Genomic DNA, 23132 nt, shown 5'->3' on the forward strand with positions numbered 1-23132 from the left:
GAATGGCAGTCGTAAAAGCTAGAAAGCAGGATATCGACATGTTGGCAAGGTTGCTTCGAGCTGAAGCTGAGACCGAAGGCGAAACGGGTATGCTGCTTGTTGGCAATGTTGGCATTAATCGAATAAGAGCAAATTGCTCTGATTTTAAAAATCTCCGGACTATTCCCCAAATGATCAACCAACCGCATGCGTTTGAAGCGTTGCAGCATGGGTTGTACTATCAAAATGCAAGAGAAAGAGAGCGTCGCCTAGCACAACGTGCTGTAAATGGGGAGCGGGTTTGGCCAGGTAAGTTTTCACTCTGGTATTTTCGACCGGGCACGTTTGACAATCCTGGACCATGTCCGGATACGTGGTATAATCAGCCGAAAGCTGGACGTTACAAGAAGCACTGTTTCTATGAGCCGACAGCCAAAGAATGTCAAAATGTCTATAATACATTTTAATGTGAGGCATTTAACGAAAAAAGAAGCTGTTTCAAAAAGTCTGAATGGACTTTTGAGACAGCTTCTTTTTTACTTATTATGCTCCGCTTGATAACCCGGATGATCATAAGCACCACCAGGATCAATGTGAGTGACACCTTCCCAAATATTCGGGACATTAATCTTATCAGGATGTTCAAAGATTAAGAGTCCAGAAGGCAGTCTTCTTTCACCATATCGACTTGAAGGATGCGTGATTAACTCGCTCCCCACGACCATTTCAGAAGAGGCTCCGCCGTCTAAGAATCCAGCATTGACACAGCCTTCTTTCAGCAAAAGTTCCTGAACATCTTTGAGAGAAGCGCCAATACTTTTGGTTTGGCGTCCATCAATGACAATCATGATGATGACACCGTCGGCGCGTTGACCTATGGCTGTCCGCGGGTTAAGACCATCTCCCACGATAGGTAGAGGTTTCCCATTCGCAATAATACGCGGGTAGAAGGATACAGCATCGGTTACATGCAAATCTAACAGTTCTTCAATCGAGTATTTCCCTATTATTAATTTTCCTGACTTATCAAATGCAACGACTTGTTGTGGCACTGTCCCATCAACACTCGTATACAAGATCTTACCTCCAGACATAATAACACCAATAGGTGCAAAACCGTTGCCCAGTCCCTGCGGGTCATCGAATCCTCCTCCATTAATACCAGCTAGTGCGCCTGTACGAGAAACCATAGAACTAATCGTTTCCCCTTGTCCCACCTTGCTTGGAACAACAACACGAATTGCTCTTGGGTCGTAGACATACATTTGTTTGCCAACCCAGCCGTGTCCTGCGATGTCTTGCACATCAATAATCTTACCATCATGCTTTTGAATGGTGATTGCGTTCAAATCTTGCTTCTCAATGGAGTTGGATTCACTCATTTGCATCACATCTTGGATCATTTCGTCCCGTTTCTTCACACCTACGAAAATCCAAGCCCAGTCACGATGTTGGGTAGCAATGAACGTGTCCGCGAGAAACAAACGAATTCGTTCGCCTGGCGGCGTTAAGAACAGAAAACTTGCCGATAAACCTATTAATATAGTTCCAATCAATAAAGAACGTTTCAGCCAGCTTGCGCTTTGCTCATGTTTGTAATTGATTCCCGCTAGCTTCATGGATGTCATGCCTACTTTCTTATCTATTTTGTACCTGATCTTATTATCAAATCTATCAACATCGCTCTCACATTTGTAACAGATATGGTCGCCTTACAAGAATAAAGCTGCTTTAAGTATATAAAAAAAAACTGTAGCGAAGATGAAAATAAGGTTAAATTCATCGTTTAAAACCGGTGTAAATAGATCCAATGGTGCCAGAATATTCATTTTACATGGAGAAAGAACGACAAAAAGGCCGCCTTCATGGGCAGCCGATAAGTCCAATAGTTAATCTTGTCGATGCAACTCTATTTTCCGAGATACTCTGTTTGCTAACTCTTCCGATGCTTGGGAAAGATAACTGAGAACGATTCGTTGTGTATCAACAGAGATGTTGGAAAGATCAGTGGATAAATTCTCTACGAGATGTTCCTGTTGAAGGGGAGGGAGAGTGTTATAGTACTGACCCGCTTGTGTGAAATTATCAGGTTCAGGGATATCAGAGCGTACCAGGCGACCCTCTACGAATCTACCTTCGCCGCTGGTTACTTGTGACCGTGGTGTCCAGTTTTGTTGATGATTGATCGGAATTTTGCGGAAATCTGAACCTATTCGGTGCCTTTGAGAATCCGAGTATATATTCGCTCGTCCCTGCAGCATTTTATCGTCCGATAGTTCTGCTCCTTCTATTAGATTTGAGGGGGAGAAGGCAATCTTCTCAACTTGCTCCATATAGTTGTCGGGATTGCGGTTTAAGACGAGACGGCCTACTGGCATCAATGGAAACTGTCTCTCATCCCATACCTTAGTATCGTCTAACGGGTCATAATGCAGCGTTTCAGCGACTTTGGGATCCATCAACTGAACATACAGTCCGTATTCGAAGGGTTTTCCTGTCGCAAGGGAATCGAAGAGGTCGTTACCGGCATAATCGGGATTCTCGCCAGCTAACTTGGCTGCTTCGCGGCTATCGATATATTGAACGCCTGCCAACGGATACCAGAGATATTTCACAAAAGTACGAGCACCTTGCTCATTCCGCCATACATAGGTGTTAACGCTATGACCTGGGATATGACGGAGACTCTTGACGGTTCCAGCATCCGAATATAATCGGACGAGGAAATGAGTTGCTTCTGGCGCTCGAGCAATAAAACGCCAGAAACGTTCAGGATCGATCAAATTATTAACCGGCGAGGGTAAAAAGGCTTGGATGGATTCGGGGAAGCGGATCGCATCTCGCACCAGAAAGACAGGGATGTGATTACACAATAGATCGAAAACGCCTTGCTCCGTATAAAATTTGGTGGAAAAGCCGCGCACGTTTCGGGATGTGTCTGGGGTGCCTTTGTTACTTACCGCAAGGGAAAATCGGACGGTGACGGGAACCTGTTGACCAGGTTTCTGCAGAAAGCACATCTTCGTATAGGGAGCCATCGAATTCACCGTCTGAAAAAAACCAAAAGCGCCATAGCCTTTTACATGGACGGGTCTTTCAAGAATTTTTGTATGTATGAATGTTTCTAAGGTTTCATGAAGCATACTGTCCTGTTCCAGTACGGGGCCTCGCTCTCCAACGGTTTGGGAATGAAATTGAGCTGGTGTGTCGCCTGCCCATGAAGGACGGCCATCGTGATGGGAAGGCTTCTTGGGCAACTCTCTGTTATCTTCCATGATTCAACCTCCTGTACACATCTCTTTGATTTAGAACGTTATGCAGCTATTTCTTCAATTATGTCAAACTCGAGGGTGAAGATAGTTATGATCATGCCAAAAGGGGGCGTATCATCAGGATTATAGCAACTTTAACTTTGGGGTTGACATACTACCTACTAAAAGGTAGAATAACCTCATGAACAAAAACAATAACAAAAACACGTCAGAACTTATTTTGGACACAGCCCAGGCGATTGTGCAGCAATTCGGATTTAACGGATTCAGCTACTCGCATATCGCCGAAAAAGTAGGTATACGAAATGCCAGTATTCATTATTACTTCCCGAACAAGGAGGATTTAGGGGAAGCATTGATTTCCAGGTATCTCCGAAGCTTCCTTGTGTATGTGGATCAAGTCGATGCAGACACATCGAACAATGTGGAGAAGCTTCGTAAATTCATCTTACTGTACAATGGACCTGTTCAAGAGTATTGCACGTGCTTGAGTGTCACGCTTTCGGCTGACTTGGCAACATTATCAGGCAAAGTGCAGGCAGGGCTATCCAAGTTCTTCACGGCTAATCTAGCGTGGTTAGAACGAGTGATGGAAGAGGGCAAGCGTGAGGGACAGCTGAAGTTTGAAGGCACCGCGGAAGTAGAAGCACATCATTTTCTTGCATCATTGCAAGGTGCACAATTACTTTCACGAAGTTTTCATGATACCAGTAAGTTCGAACAGATCACCAGTAGTTTAATGTCCGCTTTGGTTAAATAAAGGCGGATTGTTTTTCACGAAATATCTACCTTTTAATAGGTAGATAAAAGGGGGGTGTTGACTATGAATTTAGAAAATAAAGTAGTCGTTATTACTGGGGCAAGTAGTGGTATTGGTAAAGCAGCTGCAATTGGATTAGCGAAACAAGGCGCATCTGTTGTTCTTAATGGCCGCCGTGAACAAGCACTCGTTGAGGTTGCGAAAGAGATCGATCCTTCAGGAGCAAAAGTTGCCTATGTTGCCGGCGATATTGCAGATCCGAAAACCGCTGAGCGCATCATTCAAGAAGGACTATCACGTTTTGGTCGTATCGACACGTTGGTGAACAATGCGGGCATCTTTATTGCCAAACCATTCAATGAATATACGCAAGAAGATTTTGCAACTGCCTTGTCTACGAATGTGTCTGGATTCTTCCATGTAACGCAACGTGCAGTGACGGAAATGCTAAAAGCAGGCTCTGGTCATATCGTCAATATTACAGCAAGTGCTACCGCGGAAAAGCCAATTAAAGCTGTACCAGCCGTACTTGCCGCATTAACCAAAGGTGGCTTGAACACAGTAACGAAGTCGATGGCAATTGAGTTTGCAGACAAGGGTATTCGCGTAAATGCTGTTGCTCCAGGTGTTATCAAAACGCCGATGCATGCTGTTGAGACGCATGATTTCCTAGCAAAAGTTCATCCGATGGGCCGCATGGGTGAAGTTGCAGATATCGTAAAAGCCATTGTGTATCTGGAGTCCGCGGATTTCGTAACTGGTGAAATTCTTCATGTTGATGGTGGTCAAAACGCGGGTCAATGGTAAGAATAAAGCAATAAGCAACCTAATACGACTTGTATGTGGAGGTAGATGGACATGTTATATGAACTGCGCATTTATGACGTGAATCCTGGCAAAATGAGAGTTCTTCATGATAGATTCAGGGATCATGTGATTGCTTTATTTGCGAAGCATGGCATGAAGATTACGCAGTATTGGGAAGATAGCAATGAAGCGAATAACCGGCTGTATTATATCGTTGAGCATCCGAGTATGGAGATGCGCAACCTGAATTATGAACGTTTCCGCAATGATCCTGAGTGGATTGAAGTGAGACGAGTTTCTGAACTAGATGGTCCCTTACTAAGCAAACAAGAAAGTATTTTCATGAAAAATGTAGCATTCTTTGAAAACAAATGATTTGACGACAGGTCTGCCAACTAATCATAAAAAAAACTATAACTAGAATGGAGCAATTATACGATGAAAACTTTAGTCATTATTACACACCCGAACATTGAGCAATCGAACTGGAATAAAGCTTGGCTGGAAGCCCTACAAGAACAAAGTGATGTCACTACTCATGAATTATATAAAGAGTACCCTGATGAAAATATCGATGTTGCCAAAGAGCAAAAACTAATCGAAGAGCATGATCGCGTTATTTTCCAATATCCGCTCTTCTGGTACAGCACACCTTCTTTGCTTAAAAAATGGTTCGATAGTGTCCTACAATACGGTTGGGCATTTGGTCCAGATGGTAACAAAACAGCAGGAAAAGAATTCGGTGTCGCGGTCTCAACTTATGGTTCATTGGAGTCTTATCAACCAACAGGTTCAAATCGTTTTACACTAGAAGAAATATTACGTCCTATTGAAGCTACGACGGCATTTATTAGTGGTACTTATTTGCCACACTTCGCACTTAACGATACTTCCACGGTTACTGAAGAGCGCGTTGCACAAAGTACGAAAGATTACATGCATCATTTGAAAACCGTAAAACCAGTACTGGTTACGCAATAAATCGCTTATTTCGAAAATGGGATCGGAGTGAAACAATGAATATTTTCAAAAACCTATTTAAAAAGGAGTCCAATCAAGTGACAACACCAAAAGTAAACCTAGCTGTAATTTACTACAGTTCCAATGGAACGAATTATCAATTAGCGCAATGGGCAGCAGAAGGAGGTCTTCAAGCTGAAGCTAATGTGAAAATTTTGAAAGTACCAGAAACGGCGCCGCAATCCGTTGTTGATTCGAGTCCATCTTGGAAAGCACATCTAGAGGAAACGAAAGATGTTCCTACTGTTTCTTTAGAGGATTTGGAATGGGCTGACGCCATTATCTTTAGTATGCCTACACGCTTCGGTAATCTACCTGCGCAAATGAAACAATTCATCGATACAACTGGCGGTCTTTGGGCCAAAGGCAAAACGGTCAATAAAGTCGTGAGCGCCATGACTTCCGCTCAGAATCCGAATGCAGGTCAAGAACAAACCATTCTGCAGTTGTATACATCGATGTACCACTGGGGTGCGATCGTAGCCACTCCTGGATTTACCGATCCATCCGTGTTTGTAGCGGGAGGAAATCCTTACGGTACTAGTGTAACAGTGGATCAAAATGGGAAGATTAAAGAAGATGCCCGCGATGCAGCTGTACATCAAGCAAAACGCACTGTATCCGTAGCCAAATTAATTAAAGCTGGTAATTAATCGCGCAATTTGTTTACCTTTTAGTAGATAGACAACAGTACTCAACCTGCTTAACAAGCCTTTAGCATCCACTCATGTTATTATAGAGGAAATCGAGTCGTCTTGTTAGGGATAGGAGGAAGAAGAACATGAACCTAAACACAGCACTTTGCCGCATCTTTCAAATTCGATATCCAATCTTCTTAGCAGGTATGGCTGGTGGGCCAGGAACAGTGAGCTTGGCTGCTGCTGTATCTAACGCAGGTGGATTGGGGACGTTGGGGGCTGCCTACATGGAGCCTGAAGCGATTCGTACTGCCATTAGGGACATACGGGAGTTGACAGATGCTCCATTCGGCGTCAATTTATTTGTTACTCAGGCTAAGGATGACAATACGAGAACCGCGGAGGTTCAACGAGAACTGAATGTGATGAGAGCTAAACTTGGCTTAGCTCAGATCCCTGCAGATGATGTGAAGACGCCAGATCATTTTGAGGAGCAATTCGCCGTTCTACTAGCGGAAAAAGTGCCGGTGATCAGTACAGCGTTTGGGGTCCTTCCTCCTAACATGACAGAGCAAGCGAAAGCTGCGGGCATTCGAATTGTTACGATGGTGACTACCGTAGAAGAAGCGTTACTTGCTGAACAGGCCGGCTGCGACGCAATCGTCGCGCAAGGCAGTGAAGCAGGAGGGCACCGCGGAACATTTGATATTACCAATCGTCCGATGGGTGCTAATATAGGCACAATGGCGTTAGTGCCGCAAATTGTAGAGCGCGTCCATGTCCCAGTTATTGCCGCAGGCGGGATTATGGATGGTCGTGGACTCCTCGCTTCATTAGCCCTCGGGGCACAAGGAGTTCAGATGGGGACACGGTTCCTGACTGCCATCGAATCAGGTGCACATATCTCGTATCAGCAAAAGCTGCTAACTAGCAACGAGGAAAGCACATTGATTACGAACGTATTCTCGGGACGGCCTGCTAGAGGAATCGCGAATGCATTTATCAAAGACTGGGAGAAGAATGGGGTAGAGCCCCTTCCGTTTCCGAGTCAGAATACTGCGACAAGAGATATCCGAAATGCTGCGGCTAAGCAACATAATTCCGATTATATGTCTCTTTGGGCAGGACAGGGATTGCGGATGCTTACTGCTGGTCAAAGTGCAGCAAGCATTGTACTAGAAACCGTAGATCAAGCACAATCCATACTCAATCAATTTAAAGATGCATAAGTGTATAGAAAAGAAAGGATCCCATGGCTTGCTGCCTTGGGATTCTTTTTGCTATGTGTATGATCATACCGGGAGGAGTGATGGGCTACCGATTATTCCTGTTTATTTTTACATGTTGACGAAACCGATTATAAAGAATATATTATAATTAGATATAATAATTATAGGATATTAAGTGGAATAACAATACATCTGATCTAACACAAAAGGAGCGATTCCCATGAACATTCAAATCCTAGGTCCTGAATATCAAGGAAAAGAAGAATTCGATAGAGGCAAAATTAGGGCTCAAAAACCGCTAGGTTTCTCAGGCCAAGGGGCAGTTACAGTAAGATTAGGTCCCTTATTCTATTGGGCTTGGGGGCAAGCAGCATCGGCTGGGGGTGTTGGTTTTCATCCTCACCAAGGGTTTGAAATCCTTTCCTACGGGATTGCTGGTCAAGGACTTCACAGAGACACGCTAGGTACAGAAAGCACAATGCAAGCAGGTGATATTCAGCTCATGCAAGCCGGTTCAGGTATGCAGCATGCCGAGAGCGTAGAAGCGGGCTTCGAAAGTTTTCAAATCTGGCTTGAGCCCTACTTGAATGATGCGGTGAGACGAGAGCCAACTTATTCACTATACAAACACGAGCAGTTCCCACAGACACGACAGGCTGGTGTAAACATCAAAACCATTTTGGGTGATGGCTCTCCAGTTCAACAACTCGTAGCGGATGCACGAATGGTTGATGTTGAGGTTGAAGCAGGTGCGTCGTATGTTCATAAGTTGTTGCCGAATCGCACACTTGCGGGATTGGCGATAAGAGGACAAGGCGGCTCTCTAACAAGTATAGGACAAGCTCCGGTCCAGTTTAAGAATAGAGATTTTGCAATCGTGCAATCGGATGAAGAGGCAGATATCAGGATTCAGGCAGAAAATGAGACACTTCGAATATTTTTAATTGAAGTTCCAACCGAAGTCGATTATCCTTTGTATAACAAAGCTAGATAAGGTGGTTGAAGAATGACTGAACGCAATGCAGAAGGTAAGGAACTGGATTTAAGGTTAATACGGGTATTAAACAATATGGTGAACGTACTGTATGCCAATTTAGAACGCGATATTGACAGCTATGGCCTTAGTATGGAAACTTTTCGAATTCTTGAGTTTCTCTATAACAAAGGCCCACACCCTATTCAAAAAATAAGTGATACGTTCTCGATTCCAAGCGGGAGTATCACGTATGTTGTAGATAAACTGGAAAAGAAAAGTCTCGTGGAACGGCTGCCGATTCCAGGTGATCGACGTAAAACGAATGTCGTGTTAACTACGGAAGGACGCAATTACTTCGATACGATCTTCCCGAAACATGTGGAGACCATTTCTAACAATGTGTCCTTTGTAACGGATGAAGAGAAGCTTCAGTTGATTGACATGCTGAAAAAGATTGGGTATGGAATTAAGGATGCTCAAACAGATTCAAATGTGAACAATGATTAACATTGCTTTGGACAAGTCATAAAATCCCTATCGTCAGGTTTGACGATGGGGATTTTTATGATGGAGCGCAGCTTGGTAACATGTATTTTTTAATAAAATGGGAATCCTATTAGCTGGTAGGCACAGTGCCGTCATCAATTACATATTCACTTCCCGTTATTGAGGCAGCGCGATCTGAAACGAGGAATGCTGCGAGCTCAGCGACTTCCTCGGGTAGGCCTGGTCGTCCAATCGGAATGCCTCCGAGGGAATTCATAAGTTCTTGCAAAGCAGCCTCGCGGCTTCCAGCCGCTGAAGCAATTCGGTCAATCATGCGATCCGCGGCTTCCGTTTGGAGCTTACTCAATTAGAGTACTTCTTGAAAGTTGCCCAGATGGAGCATCTGACGAAAGCGGCGGAAGCATTAGCTATACGCAGCCAGCACTGAGTCACTCCATTTCGAAGTTGGAAGCTGAGCTCGGTGTAGTCTTGTTTGAGCGGAAGGGAAGAAACCTCCGAATAAATCGATACGGTACACTGTTTGCGAAGCGAGTCGAGAGGATTTTGCAAGTGGTAGAACGTGGGAAGAACGAAATCGAAGAATACACGAACCCAGAATCAGGGTGTCATCCATCTTTCTTATTTAAATATCTTGGGTGTGGATTTAATCCCACATTTGATACGTGACTATCAGCGGGCCAATCCGAAAATTACGTTTGAGCTAACCCAGGGAGACAAAGGGAAAATTCTAGCACATGTCGAGAGCGGCTATTCAGATGTGATGATCACGTCCGAGAGACCAATCAATGAAACTTTCGAATGGATACCAATCCTATCGCTGCCCTTATTTCTCGTGGTATCCAACGATCACCCTTTCGCGTAGCGGGAGTCGATTCGATTAAAGGACATTACAGGAGAGCCATTTGTCGGTTTGAAACATAACTGCTCATTACGAGACTCACTTCTAACCCGCGTGCATCACATGAATTTCACGCTTGCAACGAGCTACGATGCAGAGGATCTTCCTACCGTGGCAGGTTTCGTAGCGGCAGGACTTGGTGTATCCGTGTTGCCGAGAACAGTTGCCTTGCAGTTGGATGGACTGCGATGGATACAGATCGAAGACGAAGGCTGGAAGTGGGGAGTTGGCGCACATATCAAGAAAGATCGGTTTCTATCTCCAGCAACGCAGAGATTCATCAGTTATATTACGTCGAAGTATGCAAGTTGAAGTTGAAAAGGTACCCAGCCTCGATACGGAGGAAGGGTACCTTTTTTAAGTTTGGGGTAAGTGAAGCTTACACCTATTTGGGTTCTCATTCTGCTTCTCACTATGAACAGAGAACTGCAAAAATACATCTTTTTTAAGGAGAATAGACCGTTTATCGAGGAATTGCTGCGAAAATACATCCTTTTTTACCGATATTCCATAAAAAGGGTAAATATGGTGGAAAAAGATGCATATTTGCATCTTTGCTATTAGACTACGACTTTTCTAGTGGAAAAAGATGTATATTCGCATCCTTTTTTAGATTCTGACTTTCCGAGGACGGAGCAGCCGTGTTTTTTATTTAATCAGCATGGGATATGTCAAACGTTCATCCAATGCGAAAGTCGCTGCGCCTAAAGCGCCGCCAGCTTCATCGATAGCCGCTGTACGGAAGTCGGAACCATTGACGATCTGACTCATAGCCCGCTCTTTCATCACCTTCATAGCAGTAGTCACGTATAGACGACTAGCTCTGGGAATAGGGCCTCCAAGTACGATGGATTCTGGGTTAAATAAATTCAGCATGGTAGCGAGTGCAATGCCTAAATAGGAAGCTGCTTTCGTAACAGCGAGAAAGGCAATCGGATCACCTAGCTCAGCCGCCTCGCAGATCGTATCCATGGTCATATCTTCGTAAGTGTCCGTATTCAGCGTGGCGTACTCATGCTCAATGGCGGATTCCGCAGCAAGCATCTGTAGGCAACCTTGATTCCCACAAGGGCATAAGGGACCATCAGGAACAATAGTGATATGACCCATGAGCTCACCAGCACCACCAAGAGCGCCAGACAATAATCGCTGATTATGAAATAAACCAGCAGCAATGCCTGTACCAACACCCACATAAATCATGTGGCTGTTCTTGCTCCCCGAACCGAAGCGGCACTCTGCAAGTCCTCTAGCACGATGACGATTTAATACAATCGTTGGCCAATCGATTCTATCTTCAATTAACTTTCGAATGTCTACACGTTCCCAGCCTAGATCAGAAGCGCTGACGATGATGCCATGCTCCGTATCAATTAATCCGGGCATACCAAGTCCGAGTACGGGAATTATCGGTGCTTCAATGGATTTTATAAAAGCAGGGAGTTGCTTAGTTAGCATCTCGATCGCCGATTGGGGATCAGACTGACCAACAGGAATTTGGATCATGTTCATCGTATGGCCAATAAGATCGAAAGCACCAAGCGTCCATTGCTGATGCTCATAATCCGCACCAATGACGGCATGTGTGCGGGGGGTTAACTGTATCGCAATAGGGGGTCTACCGCCAGTAGATTGAAGGAGTTCCCTTTCAATAACGAGACCTGATTCCATCAGCTCAGTTATCGCAGAAGACACGGCTGCTCGGCTTAACCCAGTCAGCGTGGCAAGCCTAATACGAGGTGAAGATCCGTGCATACGGAGTGCTTGCAGGATGGCGAGCTTACTTTTTTGTTCAACATGCTTATTTCGAATGGTCATAGCTCCACCTCATTGAACTCATCATAACAAACATCCCAACTCATGAAAAGAAGTTAATTCATATATTGACAAAGTTTGGAGTCAGACTTATGATGACCCTATCCAACTTTGAGAGTCCCAATGAGCATCCCAATTCATAAGAGCAGGGGGATTAGGTACATGAGTCATAAAGCAAAAGCTTATATTTTACCATTTGGTCAAGGTTTAGAAAATGTTTGTACAGAGGAAACGCGAACGTTTATCAATGAACACTTCGATGCGGTCTGGAATACTAGCAACCAGCCTTATTCCCATGAACAAATGGCACACATCCTGGAAGACGCCGAAATTCTGCTGTCAAGCTGGGGGACGCCGAAACTAACGCCTGACTTGCTGCAAAAAGCAAGCAAACTTCGCTATGTGGGTCATGCTGCTGGCTCCGTTAAAGGGTGCCTAACCAAAGATATTTTCGCACATGACATTAAGGTATTCTCGGGTGCACCTCGGTTGGCCCTTAGCGTTGGCGAGTATTGCTTGACCGTACTTTTAGCGCTATTGCGAAGAATTCCGCAGTGCAGCAGCGCAGTAAAACAAGGAGCTTGGTGGGAAATCCCCGAACGAAATCAGGGTCATGAGTTGACAGGCAATACGATAGGAATCGTATCCGCGAGTTCCACAGCACGAGCTTTTCTCCAATTATTAGCGCCATTTAAAGTTAAGGTATTGCTTTATGATCCCTATCTCACGGAGGAGCATGCTCAGAAACTTGGTGTTCAACTTGCCTCAATTGAAGATGTGATGCGTTGTCCGATCATTTCCATCCATGCACCTTCGCTTCCTTCAACAGACAACCTTATCCATAAGGATTTAATACAATCGATTTCGGATGGAGCCATTCTCATAAATTCATCGCGAGGATCCGTATTAGATGAGGATGCCTTACTGAAGGAGTTGCAGACGGGTCGTTTCTTTGCCGCACTTGATGTATTTAAGAAAGAGCCGATTATTCAGGATTCACCATTCACAAAGCTTGATAATGTGTTAGTGACACCGCATATTGCAGGACATTCCGTAGAATGCTTCAAAGCTTTAATGTTGGAAATTGCTCAAGATATTCAGCGTAGCAGCCATAATGAACCAACTCGATATGAAATTTATGAACGCATGTGGGAAGTTTTAGCCTAAAACATACTAAGAAAGCCATCCGGTTCGCCGTGATGGCTTTTTACGTTCAAAGGGACAGTAATCTTAAAAAAACAGATTTTTGAACCAATTAACTCGATTGTATACCTTTCACAAACGAAAGAAGTCCATTTACTGTACTAGATCGCGGATTTATAGTATTTTTCTGTTTCAATAATTCGTTAATAATAGTAATGTGAACGCAAACAAGTTCGTGTCACAACAAATAAGGGAGGCTCACGTATATGCCAAAAAAGAAAAAGATTGCTTTAACAACGGCAAGCATTGTGTTACTTTCGAGCGTGCTGGCCGCATGCAGCCAATCGAGTAGTGAAGAAAGCAACGAGCCGAAGCCTAGTGCTGAGTCAACTAAACCTACTGCAACTGAAGCTCCGGCATATACGCTGCCAATCGTGAAAGATGGCTCGGTGACGTTATCCATTGGTATTCCTGACAATAGCTACGCTCCAAAAAGCTACACACAGAACCTCCCTGTTTGGCAGGAAGTAGAAAAGAAGACAGGCGTCAAGATTAAATGGGATGTCAGTCCAGCCGCACAATATAACGCGAATATGAATATTCGTTTGGCAGCGGCAACGGATTTACCTGATATTTTGAAGCTTCCATCCAATCCAGTTGCCGCAGCCGATGATGGCCTCATCGTTCCGATGGATGAACTCATTGACAAATATGCGCCAAATATAAAGAAGTATTTCACGCAATATCCGAATATGCGCAAATTGTTTACGGCTCCTGACGGCAAAATATACGCACTCTCCAGCGATACAAGTGGTACTGCTTATTCCGATCCACAAGGTTGGCTAATCCGAAAAGACTGGTTGGATAAACTAGGTTTGAAGGAACCGACGAATCTAGATGAATGGTACACCGTGTTAAAAGCTTTTAAAGAAAAAGATCCGAATGGCAACGGCAAAGCAGACGAAATTCCACTTGCTCCTAACTATTCATGGGGTGGGCTGCAGAACTTCGGTAAAGCGCTTGGCCTCAAAATGGGCGATTACAGCAACAATTATTCCGTAGATGCCAGCGGTAAAGTCAAGTACGAGTGGATGGACCCCAAAGCGAAAGACTTAGTTGTATGGCTCAATAAACTATATACCGAGGGATTAATTGATCCTGAATTCGTGACAAAACGTACACCTGCCCAAATCCTTCCAGACATTACACGGGAATTGGTAGGGGCTACACAAGGATTTGTTAACAATACGGCAACCTTAGAGGCTGCAATTAATAAGCCTGGGACGGATTGGATCGTTACAGTACCTCCCGCAAATGCCGGCTTAAAAGGGTACTATGAAAAATACGGACCTCTCAGCGGTTACTACGCCATCAGCAAAGACGCAAAGAATAAGGAAGTTGCTATCAAATGGCTGGATTATATTTTTGCCAGTGAAGAAGGGGCAAGAATGCAAAGTTATGGGGTTGAAGGCATCAGCTATACGATGGTAAACGGCAAACCGCAATTCACTGATTTTATTAAAAACAATCCAGATAAGCTTGACGCAACAAGCGCATTAAGAAGTCTTGGCGCTTTCCCATCTACACCTTGGATTCGTGATGAAAAAGGCGTGTTCTCCAATCAAGCGATGGATTTACTGCAAATGAAACCTGATTTGGTCGCTTTGGCTAAGAAAATAGAACCATATCTGATCGATCCGATTCCGTTCCAATTTATGTTGGCAACGAAAGAAGAAGCGGCAGATGAGAAACGAATTTCCACGGATTTAAACACGTACCATGAAGAAACTATCCTCAAGTATATCTTTGGGAAAGAACCTATTGATTGGGATAAATATGTCAAACGCAGTAAAGAACTCGGTGTCGATCAATTAACCGCCATCAAACAAAAACAATACGACCGTTATATGAAGAAATAACGACTTATAAACGAAGGACGTGGCGTGTGTAAGATTACACACGCCTGCCTTTTGAAATGCGGAGGTGAACATGATGGGGAATGTAGCAAAAGTATTAAACAGGGATAAATATTTGTTATTACTCATTCTACCGGTCTTACTTTACTATTTAATTTTCCACTACATTCCAATGTATGGTATCATCATTGCTTTTAAAAACTTTAAGCCCCTCAAAGGGATTCTCGGCAGTGCATGGGTTGGATTTCAGTATTTTGAGACCTTCTTTAATTCCGTATACTTCTGGCGCTTGATGAAAAATACAGTATTACTTAGCCTCTATTCCTTGTTATGGGGGTTCCCGGTTCCAATAATGTTTGCACTACTGCTAAACGAAGTACGCGAAGGTATGTTCAAAAAGTCGGTTCAAACGATCAGCTACCTTCCACACTTTATCTCGATCGTAGTTATTGTAGGGATGATAACCAACTTTACAACAGTGAATGGCGGTATCGTGAATACCGTGATTACCTGGTTCGGCTTTGCACCGATCAATTTTCTTAGTGAATCTAGCTGGTTTAGAGATATTTTTATCTCCTCCTCCATCTGGCAAGGCTTCGGCTGGAACTCCATCATTTATCTAGCAGCGATTGCAGGGATTGATGCTCAGCTCTATGAAGCCGCAGAAATGGATGGAGCAAACCGCCTACATAAAATGTGGCATATTACACTGCCGGGTCTAGTCCCGACTATCGTCATTCTGTTAATCCTCAGTGTGGGGAATTTAATGGATGTTGGTTTTGAGAAAATTAATCTACTTTACAACCCTACCACGTATGAAACGGCGGATGTCATCTCCACCTACGTATACAGACAAGGGATTCAGAGCGCCGATTACAGTTACACAACAGCGATTGGTTTGTTTAATAACATCATCAATCTGATCTTGCTGGTAACGGTTAATCGAATAAGCAAAAAGGTGTCAGAAACGTCGTTATGGTAAGGGGGACTTCGAATTGGCCGTAGTAAGACGAGCAAAAAGAGGCAACATCATGGATTGGCTCATTTATGTCATGATGGTTATGGTCATCGTGATCACATTGTATCCGTTTGTTTATGTATTTAGTATGTCGATCAGTGCACCACAGCATGTCGTTTCAGGTTCTGTGTGGCTATTCCCTAAAGGATTTTCGATAGAAAGTTATAAGCGAGTATTTGAGAATGAGGACATTTGGGTCGCCTACTATAACACGATTTTCTATACGGTCGTTGGCACAATGCTGAATCTCATCTTTACCATCTTAGCCGCCTATCCGCTATCACGCCGCACTTTTTTTGCCAGAAATTGGATTATGGTCATTATCGTCATTACGATGTTTTTTGGTGGAGGGCTTATTCCCAGCTTCCTACTTATTAAAGAGCTAGGCCTCTACAACACAAGATGGGCGATTCTGCTTCCTGGCTTGACGAGCGCCTTTTATATCATCATTACCCGATCATTTTTACAAAGCATTCCGGAAAGCTTGACCGAATCCGCAAGAATTGACGGAGCGAATGATATCCGTATCTTACTTCAGATCATTTTACCTTTATCCAAACCAATCCTGGCTGTACTGACATTGTTTTATGCAGTAGGACATTGGAATAGCTATGTACCTGCCATGATTTATTTATCCAATGTCAACTTGCAGCCGATGTCCTTATATTTAATGAAAGTGTTAGTACAGAACAACAATTCCATGCTGGAAGGGATGAGCGATCAATTAGATCGTGCACTCTTTGCCATTCAATTGAAATATGCCATTATTATCGTTTCCATTGTACCTATATTAATTGTGTATCCTTTTCTCCAAAGATATTTCGTAAAAGGCGTGATGATCGGTTCTTTGAAAGAATAGCAGGCGCTACCGATAGGAGGTGATGTGCTGAAATCGTAAACGGGATGGGCATCTAGCATGGATGGTCATGCTCCTTCTTGTCAGTCTTCGTTGAAAGGATCTACCAATCTATTCGGATGAGGTGAACTTATTAAATGAAGGAACGAGTTATGAGGATTTCAATGTCCAAATTAAGATTAGCCATTCTGTTCAGTCTCATGTTCATGACAGCATGCTTCATCTCAAGTTCAGCATTCGCGTTACCCGTCATTCCAGGCGCAGCAGGCTATGGGATGGATACCCCAGCAGGTCGCGGGGGGACCGTCTACAAAGTAACAAGTTTAGCGGATACGAATACGCCAGGCACGTTGCGATACGCCATTAACCGCACGGGCCCCCGTGTCATTGTGTTCGAAGTATCCGGCACAATTAATGTCAACGCAACGTTGAACATTAATAATCCATACATCACCATCGCCGGTCAGACAGCTCCGTCTCCAGGTATTTTCCTCAGGGGAGCTGTGGTCCAAATTTTAACGCATGACGTACTGCTTCAGCATCTAAGAGTCGCGCCGGGAGATGATCCCATTGGCGTAGCAACGACGAGTCGCGATGCTTTAGCCATTAATGGCCTCAATGGAAAGGCAGAAAACATCGTCATTGACCATTGCACGTTTACTTGGTCGGTAGATGAATTATGGGAAGCGTGGAATCCATACGGCAATATTACGTTCCGACATGTGATTGCCTCACAACCACTCCATGATTCGATTCATATCGATGAAGGGGATACCGAGCCTGCACCGCATGGATTTGGCCCTATTTATGATAATCAACCGAGTTCACATTCCACGGTCGTGGGCAGCTTAATCAGCCATGCAGAAGGTCGTATGCCTTATGTCATGGCGAGCGATTATGTGCAAGTCAACAATGTGTTTTATGACCGAGTCAATTCCTTTAACCGTTTTGACGCACAGAAAGATGTAGTGACCAGAAATAGTATTGTCGGTAATGTATTCAAAAACGGTCCTTCCCTTGCTGCTTGGGCTGTGGGGAAGAAACCGATTGAAATCAATGCTGGATTCGCCTCTGGCGGGAAAGTCTATCTGTCCGATAATGTCGTGCAGAATCATTCCTTCTCGCTAAGTACACAGTGGGATCTGATTCAGAATAGTACATCCTTCACTCAAGCTCAGCTGCAAGCAGCTACGCCGCCAGCATGGAATACAGGACTTGTCGCTAAACCAGTCGGTGAAGTTGTAGATTGGGTTTTGGATAACGTAGGAGCAAGACCAGCTGATCGCCTTCCTTATGAGAACACCATTATTAACAATGTGAGAAATGGTACAGGTGCTATCATCGATTCCATCGTTGAAGCGGGGGGGTGGCCCGTTGTTCAGAACAACACCCGGACGCTGGTACTTCCAACATCACCGAACGCGGATGATGACGCTGATGGCTATACGAATTTGGAAGAGTGGTTAGAAACCTATTCAGCTGAGGTAGAGGGAAGAGCAGTATCTTCTACATTATTTTCCAATCTCACTGTCAATGATGCAACGAACGCGGCTAATTGGTCTACTCGCACTAATCTGCAAACAGGAGACCTCACTTATGGGGATCGAACAACCGTATTCTCAGCTGTTTCTTCAAGTGTAGCGGGAAGCGATTGGATTAAACCGGCAATGGACTCTAAGGCATATACCGGGACTACGCTTGTTTCTTTTAATGTTAACCAGAACTCGGATGTGTATGTTGCTCATAATGATGCGATTACGACTAAACCTACTTGGCTATCGACATGGACAGACACGGGGCAAGATATAGCTGGGAATGGGTTAACCTACAGCCTTTATAAGAAAACATTTTCTTCTGGGGCTGCCGTATCGCTAGGGAATAATGGAAATACATCGTTGGGTCAATATGTGGTTGTGGTAAAACCACTTACATCACTAGTCTCGAATTTAACTGTTAATGACTCAGCCAATTCAGCAGACTGGTCTATCCGAGCGAATCTGCAAGCTGGGGATTTGACGTACGGGGACAGAACGGTCGTATTCTCTGCTGTGGCACCAAGTGTGACTGGAAAGACATGGATTCGACCTGCGATGGATTCGAAAGCATATACGGGTACAACACTTGTAAGTTTTACGGTTAACAGTAACGCCAATGTGTACGTGGCGCACAATGACGCAATAACAACGAAACCTTCTTGGCTGTCAACATGGACGGATACGGGAGCTGATTTGACTAGTAACGGATTGACGTACAGTTTATTCAGGAAAGCGTATACATCAGGTTCTACGGTGTCTCTAGGCAATAACGGGGATACGTCATTAGGTCAGTACGTAATCGCTATTGAGTAAAGTAATGTAAGCTAGCTCCAGTGAGGCACGGTCGGGAGGATGCCAGAGTCATGAAACGGTACGCCTCCCGGCTATGTGATTTGAAGAAGTCAGTCATAGGGGGAACCAAGATGTTGAAGTTAGGTGTTATCGGCTATGGTTCGAGGATTCGCAATGTGATCAAGGTCATGCAAGAGCATCATCCGGAATGTCAAGTAACTACAATTGTTGACGTTCGAAATGAGTTTATTAAAGAAGAGAATAACCATCTTACGGATGTTCATTATTATGAAACGGTTGAAGAGATGCTAAGAAATGAGCGTCCTGATGGTCTTTTAATCGGAACTCGATGCTCCCTGCATACGCAAATGGCGCTGAAAGTTTTACCATCCGGTATACCCTTATATTTAGAGAAACCGGTCTCTACAACATTGGATGATGTTCATTTATTAAAAAAAGGTAGTGACAACGCCACTTCGGAAGTCGTTGTTTCTTTTCCTCTACGCGTATCCAGACTAGCTAGATTAGCCAAAGAGATCATTGATTCTGGGAAAATTGGAACAGTCGAGCATGTGCAAGCAGTTAACAATACCCCGTACGGTTCCGTCTACTATCACAATTGGTACCGAGACGAGAATGAAACAGGGGGATTGTTTCTCCAGAAGGCTACGCATGATTTGGACTATATCAATTATGTCACAGGGCAGTTACCTGTCAGCGTGTGCGCAATGACCTCGAAGCAGATTTTTAAAGGAACAAAGCCTGCAGGATTGAAGTGTGTCGATTGCGAGGAGAATACGACGTGTGAAGAGAGTACGGCATTCTTCAAAAGTCCAAAGCGTGAGAAATGGGCGTATTGTGCTTTCGCTGAAGATACAGGGAATGAGGACTCAGGGAGTGCCATTGTTCGTTACGAAAGTGGTATGCATGTTACCTATTCTCAAAACTTTTTTGTCCGTAATAAGGCCGGTTACCGAGGAGCTCGATTTATGGGTTACAAAGGCACCGTGGAGTTCGACTTTTATAAAAGTCAATTAAAGGTATACATGCACCATACGCCACGTGTGGAGACGCATGATTTAGATTTGGGCAACGATCATTTCGGTGGGGATACCGCACTTGTTAAAAATTTTGTGAATGTTATGAAGGGACAAGAAAAATCAGTTAGTACGCTGGAGGATGGCCTTCTAAGCGCGTTGATGTGCCTGAAAGCGAAGGAATCTGCACAAACAGGTACATTCCAAAATATTAATTGGGATCTATAGCTGAATTTCCGATAGGAGTGATTGGATTGGACATGGTAACGAGATTGGCTGCGCCTAACATCGTGAAAACAAGTACAAGACTACTTATCAGTATATTTTTTGGCTTCCTCCTATTCTTCATTTCAAGTTCTGTGTATGCTCAGCCAGTTATTCCAGGTGCTTCAGGTTATGGGTTGGATACGCCAGCAGGGCGCGGTGGAATGGTTTATAAGGTAACGAGCCTCGAGGATAAAAATGTACCAGGAACGTTGCGATACGCCATTAGCCAATCCGGACCAAGGGTCGTGGTGTTTGAAGTCTCGGGTACGATTGTCGTGAATAATTTTTTGGATATTATTGATCCCTATCTTACTATTGCGGGTCAAACGGCACCTTCGCCAGGTATTTTCTTAAAAGGAGCTAATATTCGTATTTACACCCATGATGTACTCATTCAGCATATCCGAGCAGCACCAGGTGACGAGCCCTATGCGGTAACACCAACGAATCGAGATGCGCTGTCTATTGGCATTCCAACTGGAAGGCCAGACAATATTGTGGTTGATCATAGCACATTCACATGGTCAGTTGACGAAATATTCGGAACTTGGGGTCCCTACGGGAATGTAACGTTCCGCAATGTTATCGGTGCCGAGCCATTAAACAACTCCATTCATATCGATGAAGGGGCAACTGTCGCTGCGCCACATGGATTTGGCCCTATATTTGATAATCAACCGGATTCCAGAGTCGCGTTGATCGGCAGTTTGCTAAGCCACGCTGAAGGTCGCATTCCTTATGTCATGGCGAGCGAATACGTTGAAGTAAACAATGTGTTTTATGACAGAATCAATTCATTTAACCGTTTTGATGCACAGAAAAATATTGAGACGAGAAACAGTCTTGTCGGCAATGTTTTCAAGAACGGACCTTCATTGGCATCTTGGGCTGTAGGGAAGAAACCGATTGAAATCAATGCTGGATTCGCCTCCGGCGGTAAAATCTATCTATCCGATAATCGCGTACAGAATCATTCTTTTACAGTGGGTACACAGTGGGATCTGATTCAAAACAGCTCAACGCTCACCCAAGCTCAGCTGCAAGCCACAGAAGCCCCAACATGGGTAGATGGCCTCGTTGCCAAACCTGTCGGTGAAGTGATGGATTGGGTATTAAACCAAGCTGGCGCTAGACCAGCCGATCGTTTACCTTATGAAACAAGAATCATTAACCAAGCACGAAATGGAACAGGAATGATCGTCAACACGATAGCGGAAGCCGGCGGCTGGCCAGTCGTTGCAGCAAATCAGAGAAAGCTGGTCCTTCCCAAAAACCCAAGCGCTGACGCTGACGGGGACGGTTACACGAATCTAGAAGAGTGGTTGGAATCTTATGCCGCTTTCGTCGAGGGAAGAGGTTCTCAACCACCGCTAATTGATCCTGCGGAAGGCGAACCTGAAGACGAACAAGGACAGGAAGAGTATCCTCAGATTATTTCCGAACTTGTCGTCAATCCGACTGCAACGGGAGCAAGTACGTGGTCCATCATGACCAACTTGCAGACCGGAAACCTGACCTATAGTGACAGGGCATTTAAATTTAATTATGTGCCGCAGACTGTAGCGGGCAGTAACTGGATTATGACAGCAGCCAACTCGAAAGCGTACTTAGGCAATGATCCGTTAGCCACGTACAAAGTTCTTGTCGATGCAGATGTGTATGTAGCTTATGACCGTAGATTGACAGCTAAGCCGCAGTGGTTCCTAGATGCTGGCTATGTAGCTACGGGAGAAGCTTTCATCATTAATGAGACACTGCCATTTGATTTATACAAGAAGACTTATTTGGCTGGCTCCACAGTAACACTAGGTAAAAACGGTAACTCAACGAATCTGCAATACATTCCTGTCGTGAAAAGTAGACCAGTTGTAGGCAATGCACAAGCTGCTATTACGAATCCTCTGGCGGGCTCAACACTTGCTGAAAAGCCAACCGTAATAGCTGGAACAGCTAGCGATTCCGACACGAAAAATCAAGCAATTACAGGCATTTACATCTCTATTCTTCAAAATGCTTCAAACAAATACTTAAATCCATCTTCGATGGCATTTGACCAAAGCCAATCGGTCAGCTTTAACGTATACGCTTCGTATCATCCGGATTTGGGTACTTGGATGTTAGATGTAGCGAATGTACCATTTTCAAATGGTCAGTATACGGTAACTGCTTCTGTATACGATGGGGCTGCAGGCGTTGCTGCTGAAAGCTACTTTAATGTGGCCGTTGTTGATCCAACAGGACTCGTCGCAACGATCTCAAACGCGCAAACCGTGCACGATGCTGCCGTTGTTGGAACGAAGCCAGGCCAATATCCGCAAGGTGCGAAGGAGATTCTTTATGCAGCCATACAGGCTGCGCAAGTCACGGCTTCGAATGGAAGTGCAACGCAAGCGCAGGTAGATACTGCCAAAGTTGCGCTGCAAACTGCGGTTGATGCTTTCAAGGCTAAAATCATCCCTCGCCAGCGGGAAGACGTGAACGCGGACGGTAAGATTAATATAGCCGACTTACTCATTGTCATTTCCCATTTGCATAAAAGTAGCAATAGCCCGAATTGGGAGTCGATGAAAGCGTCCGATGTGAATGGAGATCTAACCATTGATGCGAAAGATATAAGTCTCGTAGCGATTAAAATGTTTCGAGATTGACATCAGGGGAGGATAGGTG

Annotated in this window: 20 protein-coding genes and 2 pseudogenes; 18 read left to right on the plus strand and 4 right to left on the minus strand. The window is 44.4% G+C overall.

What is annotated here, in order from left to right:
• Nucleotides 1-2: 2 nt before the first annotated feature.
• Complete coding sequence (locus J2736_RS06085; protein WP_173109105.1) at nt 3-446, plus strand: cell wall hydrolase; 444 nt, start codon at nt 3-5, stop codon at nt 444-446.
• 69 nt (nt 447-515) lie between these two features.
• On the opposite strand, the gene J2736_RS06090 is transcribed toward J2736_RS06085, so the two are convergent.
• Together J2736_RS06090 and J2736_RS06095 are read right to left on the minus strand one after the other, a co-directional pair.
• Nucleotides 516-1607 carry a phosphodiester glycosidase family protein gene (locus J2736_RS06090; protein WP_310224413.1) on the minus strand — a complete coding sequence of 364 codons (1092 nt, stop codon included), beginning with the start codon at nt 1605-1607 and terminating at the stop codon, nt 516-518.
• A gap of 261 nt (nt 1608-1868) precedes the next feature.
• Nucleotides 1869-3254, minus strand: coding sequence for a catalase (locus tag J2736_RS06095; RefSeq protein WP_310224414.1), 1386 nt, complete (start codon nt 3252-3254; stop codon nt 1869-1871).
• 178 nt (nt 3255-3432) lie between these two features.
• On the opposite strand from J2736_RS06095, the gene J2736_RS06100 reads away from it, so the two are divergent.
• The 8 genes from J2736_RS06100 (at nt 3433) to J2736_RS06135 (ending at nt 9188) form a co-directional block, all read left to right on the plus strand.
• Entirely contained in the window at nt 3433-4011 is a 579-nt protein-coding gene (locus J2736_RS06100) for a TetR/AcrR family transcriptional regulator (protein WP_310224415.1), read from the plus strand.
• A gap of 63 nt (nt 4012-4074) precedes the next feature.
• A complete protein-coding gene (locus J2736_RS06105; RefSeq protein WP_310224416.1) occupies nt 4075-4818 on the plus strand; it encodes an SDR family NAD(P)-dependent oxidoreductase in 744 nt (247 codons plus the stop codon).
• A gap of 51 nt (nt 4819-4869) precedes the next feature.
• Nucleotides 4870-5193 carry an NIPSNAP family protein gene (locus tag J2736_RS06110; protein ID WP_310224417.1) on the plus strand — a complete coding sequence of 108 codons (324 nt, stop codon included), beginning with the start codon at nt 4870-4872 and terminating at the stop codon, nt 5191-5193.
• 63 nt (nt 5194-5256) lie between these two features.
• Nucleotides 5257-5799, plus strand: coding sequence for an NAD(P)H-dependent oxidoreductase (locus J2736_RS06115; RefSeq protein WP_310224418.1), 543 nt, complete (start codon nt 5257-5259; stop codon nt 5797-5799).
• A gap of 35 nt (nt 5800-5834) precedes the next feature.
• Nucleotides 5835-6491: an NAD(P)H:quinone oxidoreductase gene (gene wrbA, locus J2736_RS06120; protein ID WP_310224419.1), complete on the plus strand. Its 657-nt coding sequence runs from the start codon at nt 5835-5837 to the stop codon at nt 6489-6491.
• Nucleotides 6492-6619: 128 nt separating this feature from the next.
• Complete coding sequence (locus J2736_RS06125; RefSeq protein ID WP_310224420.1) at nt 6620-7705, plus strand: NAD(P)H-dependent flavin oxidoreductase; 1086 nt, start codon at nt 6620-6622, stop codon at nt 7703-7705.
• Between the two features lie 220 nt (nt 7706-7925).
• Complete coding sequence (locus J2736_RS06130; RefSeq protein ID WP_310224421.1) at nt 7926-8699, plus strand: pirin family protein; 774 nt, start codon at nt 7926-7928, stop codon at nt 8697-8699.
• A gap of 12 nt (nt 8700-8711) precedes the next feature.
• Entirely contained in the window at nt 8712-9188 is a 477-nt protein-coding gene (locus J2736_RS06135) for a MarR family winged helix-turn-helix transcriptional regulator (RefSeq protein ID WP_310224422.1), read from the plus strand.
• A 109-nt stretch (nt 9189-9297) separates the two neighbouring features.
• Here J2736_RS06135 and J2736_RS06140 read toward each other — a convergent pair.
• Nucleotides 9298-9525 (minus strand): annotated as a pseudogene (locus J2736_RS06140) (SDR family oxidoreductase); the annotation flags it as partial.
• Nucleotides 9526-9632: 107 nt separating this feature from the next.
• On the opposite strand from J2736_RS06140, the gene J2736_RS06145 reads away from it, so the two are divergent.
• Both J2736_RS06145 and J2736_RS06150 read left to right on the plus strand, forming a co-directional pair.
• On the plus strand, nt 9633-9854 hold the full coding sequence (locus J2736_RS06145) for a hypothetical protein (protein ID WP_310224423.1): 222 nt from the start codon (nt 9633-9635) through the stop codon (nt 9852-9854).
• A pseudogene (locus J2736_RS06150) lies at nt 9748-10398 on the plus strand (LysR substrate-binding domain-containing protein). Before J2736_RS06145 ends, J2736_RS06150 begins: the two are co-directional and overlap by 107 nt.
• Before the next feature lie 336 nt (nt 10399-10734).
• On the opposite strand, the gene J2736_RS06155 reads toward J2736_RS06150, so the two are convergent.
• Complete coding sequence (locus tag J2736_RS06155) at nt 10735-11904, minus strand: ROK family transcriptional regulator (protein WP_310224424.1); 1170 nt, start codon at nt 11902-11904, stop codon at nt 10735-10737.
• A gap of 159 nt (nt 11905-12063) precedes the next feature.
• Between J2736_RS06155 and J2736_RS06160 the strand changes: the two genes are divergently transcribed.
• The 7 genes from J2736_RS06160 to J2736_RS06190 all read left to right on the plus strand — a co-directional run bounded on the left by J2736_RS06160 (nt 12064) and on the right by J2736_RS06190 (nt 23113).
• Nucleotides 12064-13068, plus strand: a complete 1005-nt coding sequence (locus tag J2736_RS06160; protein WP_310224425.1) for a hydroxyacid dehydrogenase — start codon at nt 12064-12066, stop codon at nt 13066-13068.
• A gap of 242 nt (nt 13069-13310) precedes the next feature.
• Nucleotides 13311-14963, plus strand: coding sequence for a type 2 periplasmic-binding domain-containing protein (locus J2736_RS06165; RefSeq protein ID WP_310224426.1), 1653 nt, complete (start codon nt 13311-13313; stop codon nt 14961-14963).
• 73 nt (nt 14964-15036) lie between these two features.
• A complete protein-coding gene (locus tag J2736_RS06170; protein ID WP_310225234.1) occupies nt 15037-15942 on the plus strand; it encodes an ABC transporter permease in 906 nt (301 codons plus the stop codon).
• 13 nt (nt 15943-15955) lie between these two features.
• Nucleotides 15956-16837 (plus strand): carbohydrate ABC transporter permease, encoded by an 882-nt coding sequence (locus J2736_RS06175; RefSeq protein WP_310224427.1) that lies wholly within the window; start codon nt 15956-15958, stop codon nt 16835-16837.
• A gap of 161 nt (nt 16838-16998) precedes the next feature.
• Nucleotides 16999-19182 (plus strand): hypothetical protein, encoded by a 2184-nt coding sequence (locus J2736_RS06180; RefSeq protein ID WP_310224428.1) that lies wholly within the window; start codon nt 16999-17001, stop codon nt 19180-19182.
• 110 nt (nt 19183-19292) lie between these two features.
• Nucleotides 19293-20426 carry a Gfo/Idh/MocA family protein gene (locus J2736_RS06185; protein WP_310224429.1) on the plus strand — a complete coding sequence of 378 codons (1134 nt, stop codon included), beginning with the start codon at nt 19293-19295 and terminating at the stop codon, nt 20424-20426.
• Between the two features lie 32 nt (nt 20427-20458).
• Entirely contained in the window at nt 20459-23113 is a 2655-nt protein-coding gene (locus J2736_RS06190) for a dockerin type I domain-containing protein (RefSeq protein WP_310225236.1), read from the plus strand.
• The last annotated feature ends 19 nt before the right edge of the window (nt 23114-23132 follow it).

The sequence above is a fragment of the Paenibacillus qinlingensis genome (assembly GCF_031455095.1).
Taxonomy (GTDB): domain Bacteria; phylum Bacillota; class Bacilli; order Paenibacillales; family NBRC-103111; genus Paenibacillus_E; species Paenibacillus_E qinlingensis_A.

Coding starts and splice junctions, on each gene's coding strand:
- J2736_RS06085 (WP_173109105.1), top strand. CDS start 3: ATGGCAGTCGTAAAAGCTAGAAAGCAGGATATCGACATGTTGGCAAGG.
- J2736_RS06090 (WP_310224413.1), bottom strand. CDS start 1,607: ATGACATCCATGAAGCTAGCGGGAATCAATTACAAACATGAGCAAAGC.
- J2736_RS06095 (WP_310224414.1), bottom strand. CDS start 3,254: ATGGAAGATAACAGAGAGTTGCCCAAGAAGCCTTCCCATCACGATGGC.
- J2736_RS06100 (WP_310224415.1), top strand. CDS start 3,433: ATGAACAAAAACAATAACAAAAACACGTCAGAACTTATTTTGGACACA.
- J2736_RS06105 (WP_310224416.1), top strand. CDS start 4,075: ATGAATTTAGAAAATAAAGTAGTCGTTATTACTGGGGCAAGTAGTGGT.
- J2736_RS06110 (WP_310224417.1), top strand. CDS start 4,870: ATGTTATATGAACTGCGCATTTATGACGTGAATCCTGGCAAAATGAGA.
- J2736_RS06115 (WP_310224418.1), top strand. CDS start 5,257: ATGAAAACTTTAGTCATTATTACACACCCGAACATTGAGCAATCGAAC.
- wrbA (WP_310224419.1), top strand. CDS start 5,835: ATGAATATTTTCAAAAACCTATTTAAAAAGGAGTCCAATCAAGTGACA.
- J2736_RS06125 (WP_310224420.1), top strand. CDS start 6,620: ATGAACCTAAACACAGCACTTTGCCGCATCTTTCAAATTCGATATCCA.
- J2736_RS06130 (WP_310224421.1), top strand. CDS start 7,926: ATGAACATTCAAATCCTAGGTCCTGAATATCAAGGAAAAGAAGAATTC.
- J2736_RS06135 (WP_310224422.1), top strand. CDS start 8,712: ATGACTGAACGCAATGCAGAAGGTAAGGAACTGGATTTAAGGTTAATA.
- J2736_RS06155 (WP_310224424.1), bottom strand. CDS start 11,904: ATGACCATTCGAAATAAGCATGTTGAACAAAAAAGTAAGCTCGCCATC.
- J2736_RS06160 (WP_310224425.1), top strand. CDS start 12,064: ATGAGTCATAAAGCAAAAGCTTATATTTTACCATTTGGTCAAGGTTTA.
- J2736_RS06165 (WP_310224426.1), top strand. CDS start 13,311: ATGCCAAAAAAGAAAAAGATTGCTTTAACAACGGCAAGCATTGTGTTA.
- J2736_RS06170 (WP_310225234.1), top strand. CDS start 15,037: ATGGGGAATGTAGCAAAAGTATTAAACAGGGATAAATATTTGTTATTA.
- J2736_RS06180 (WP_310224428.1), top strand. CDS start 16,999: ATGTCCAAATTAAGATTAGCCATTCTGTTCAGTCTCATGTTCATGACA.
- J2736_RS06185 (WP_310224429.1), top strand. CDS start 19,293: ATGTTGAAGTTAGGTGTTATCGGCTATGGTTCGAGGATTCGCAATGTG.
- J2736_RS06190 (WP_310225236.1), top strand. CDS start 20,459: ATGGTAACGAGATTGGCTGCGCCTAACATCGTGAAAACAAGTACAAGA.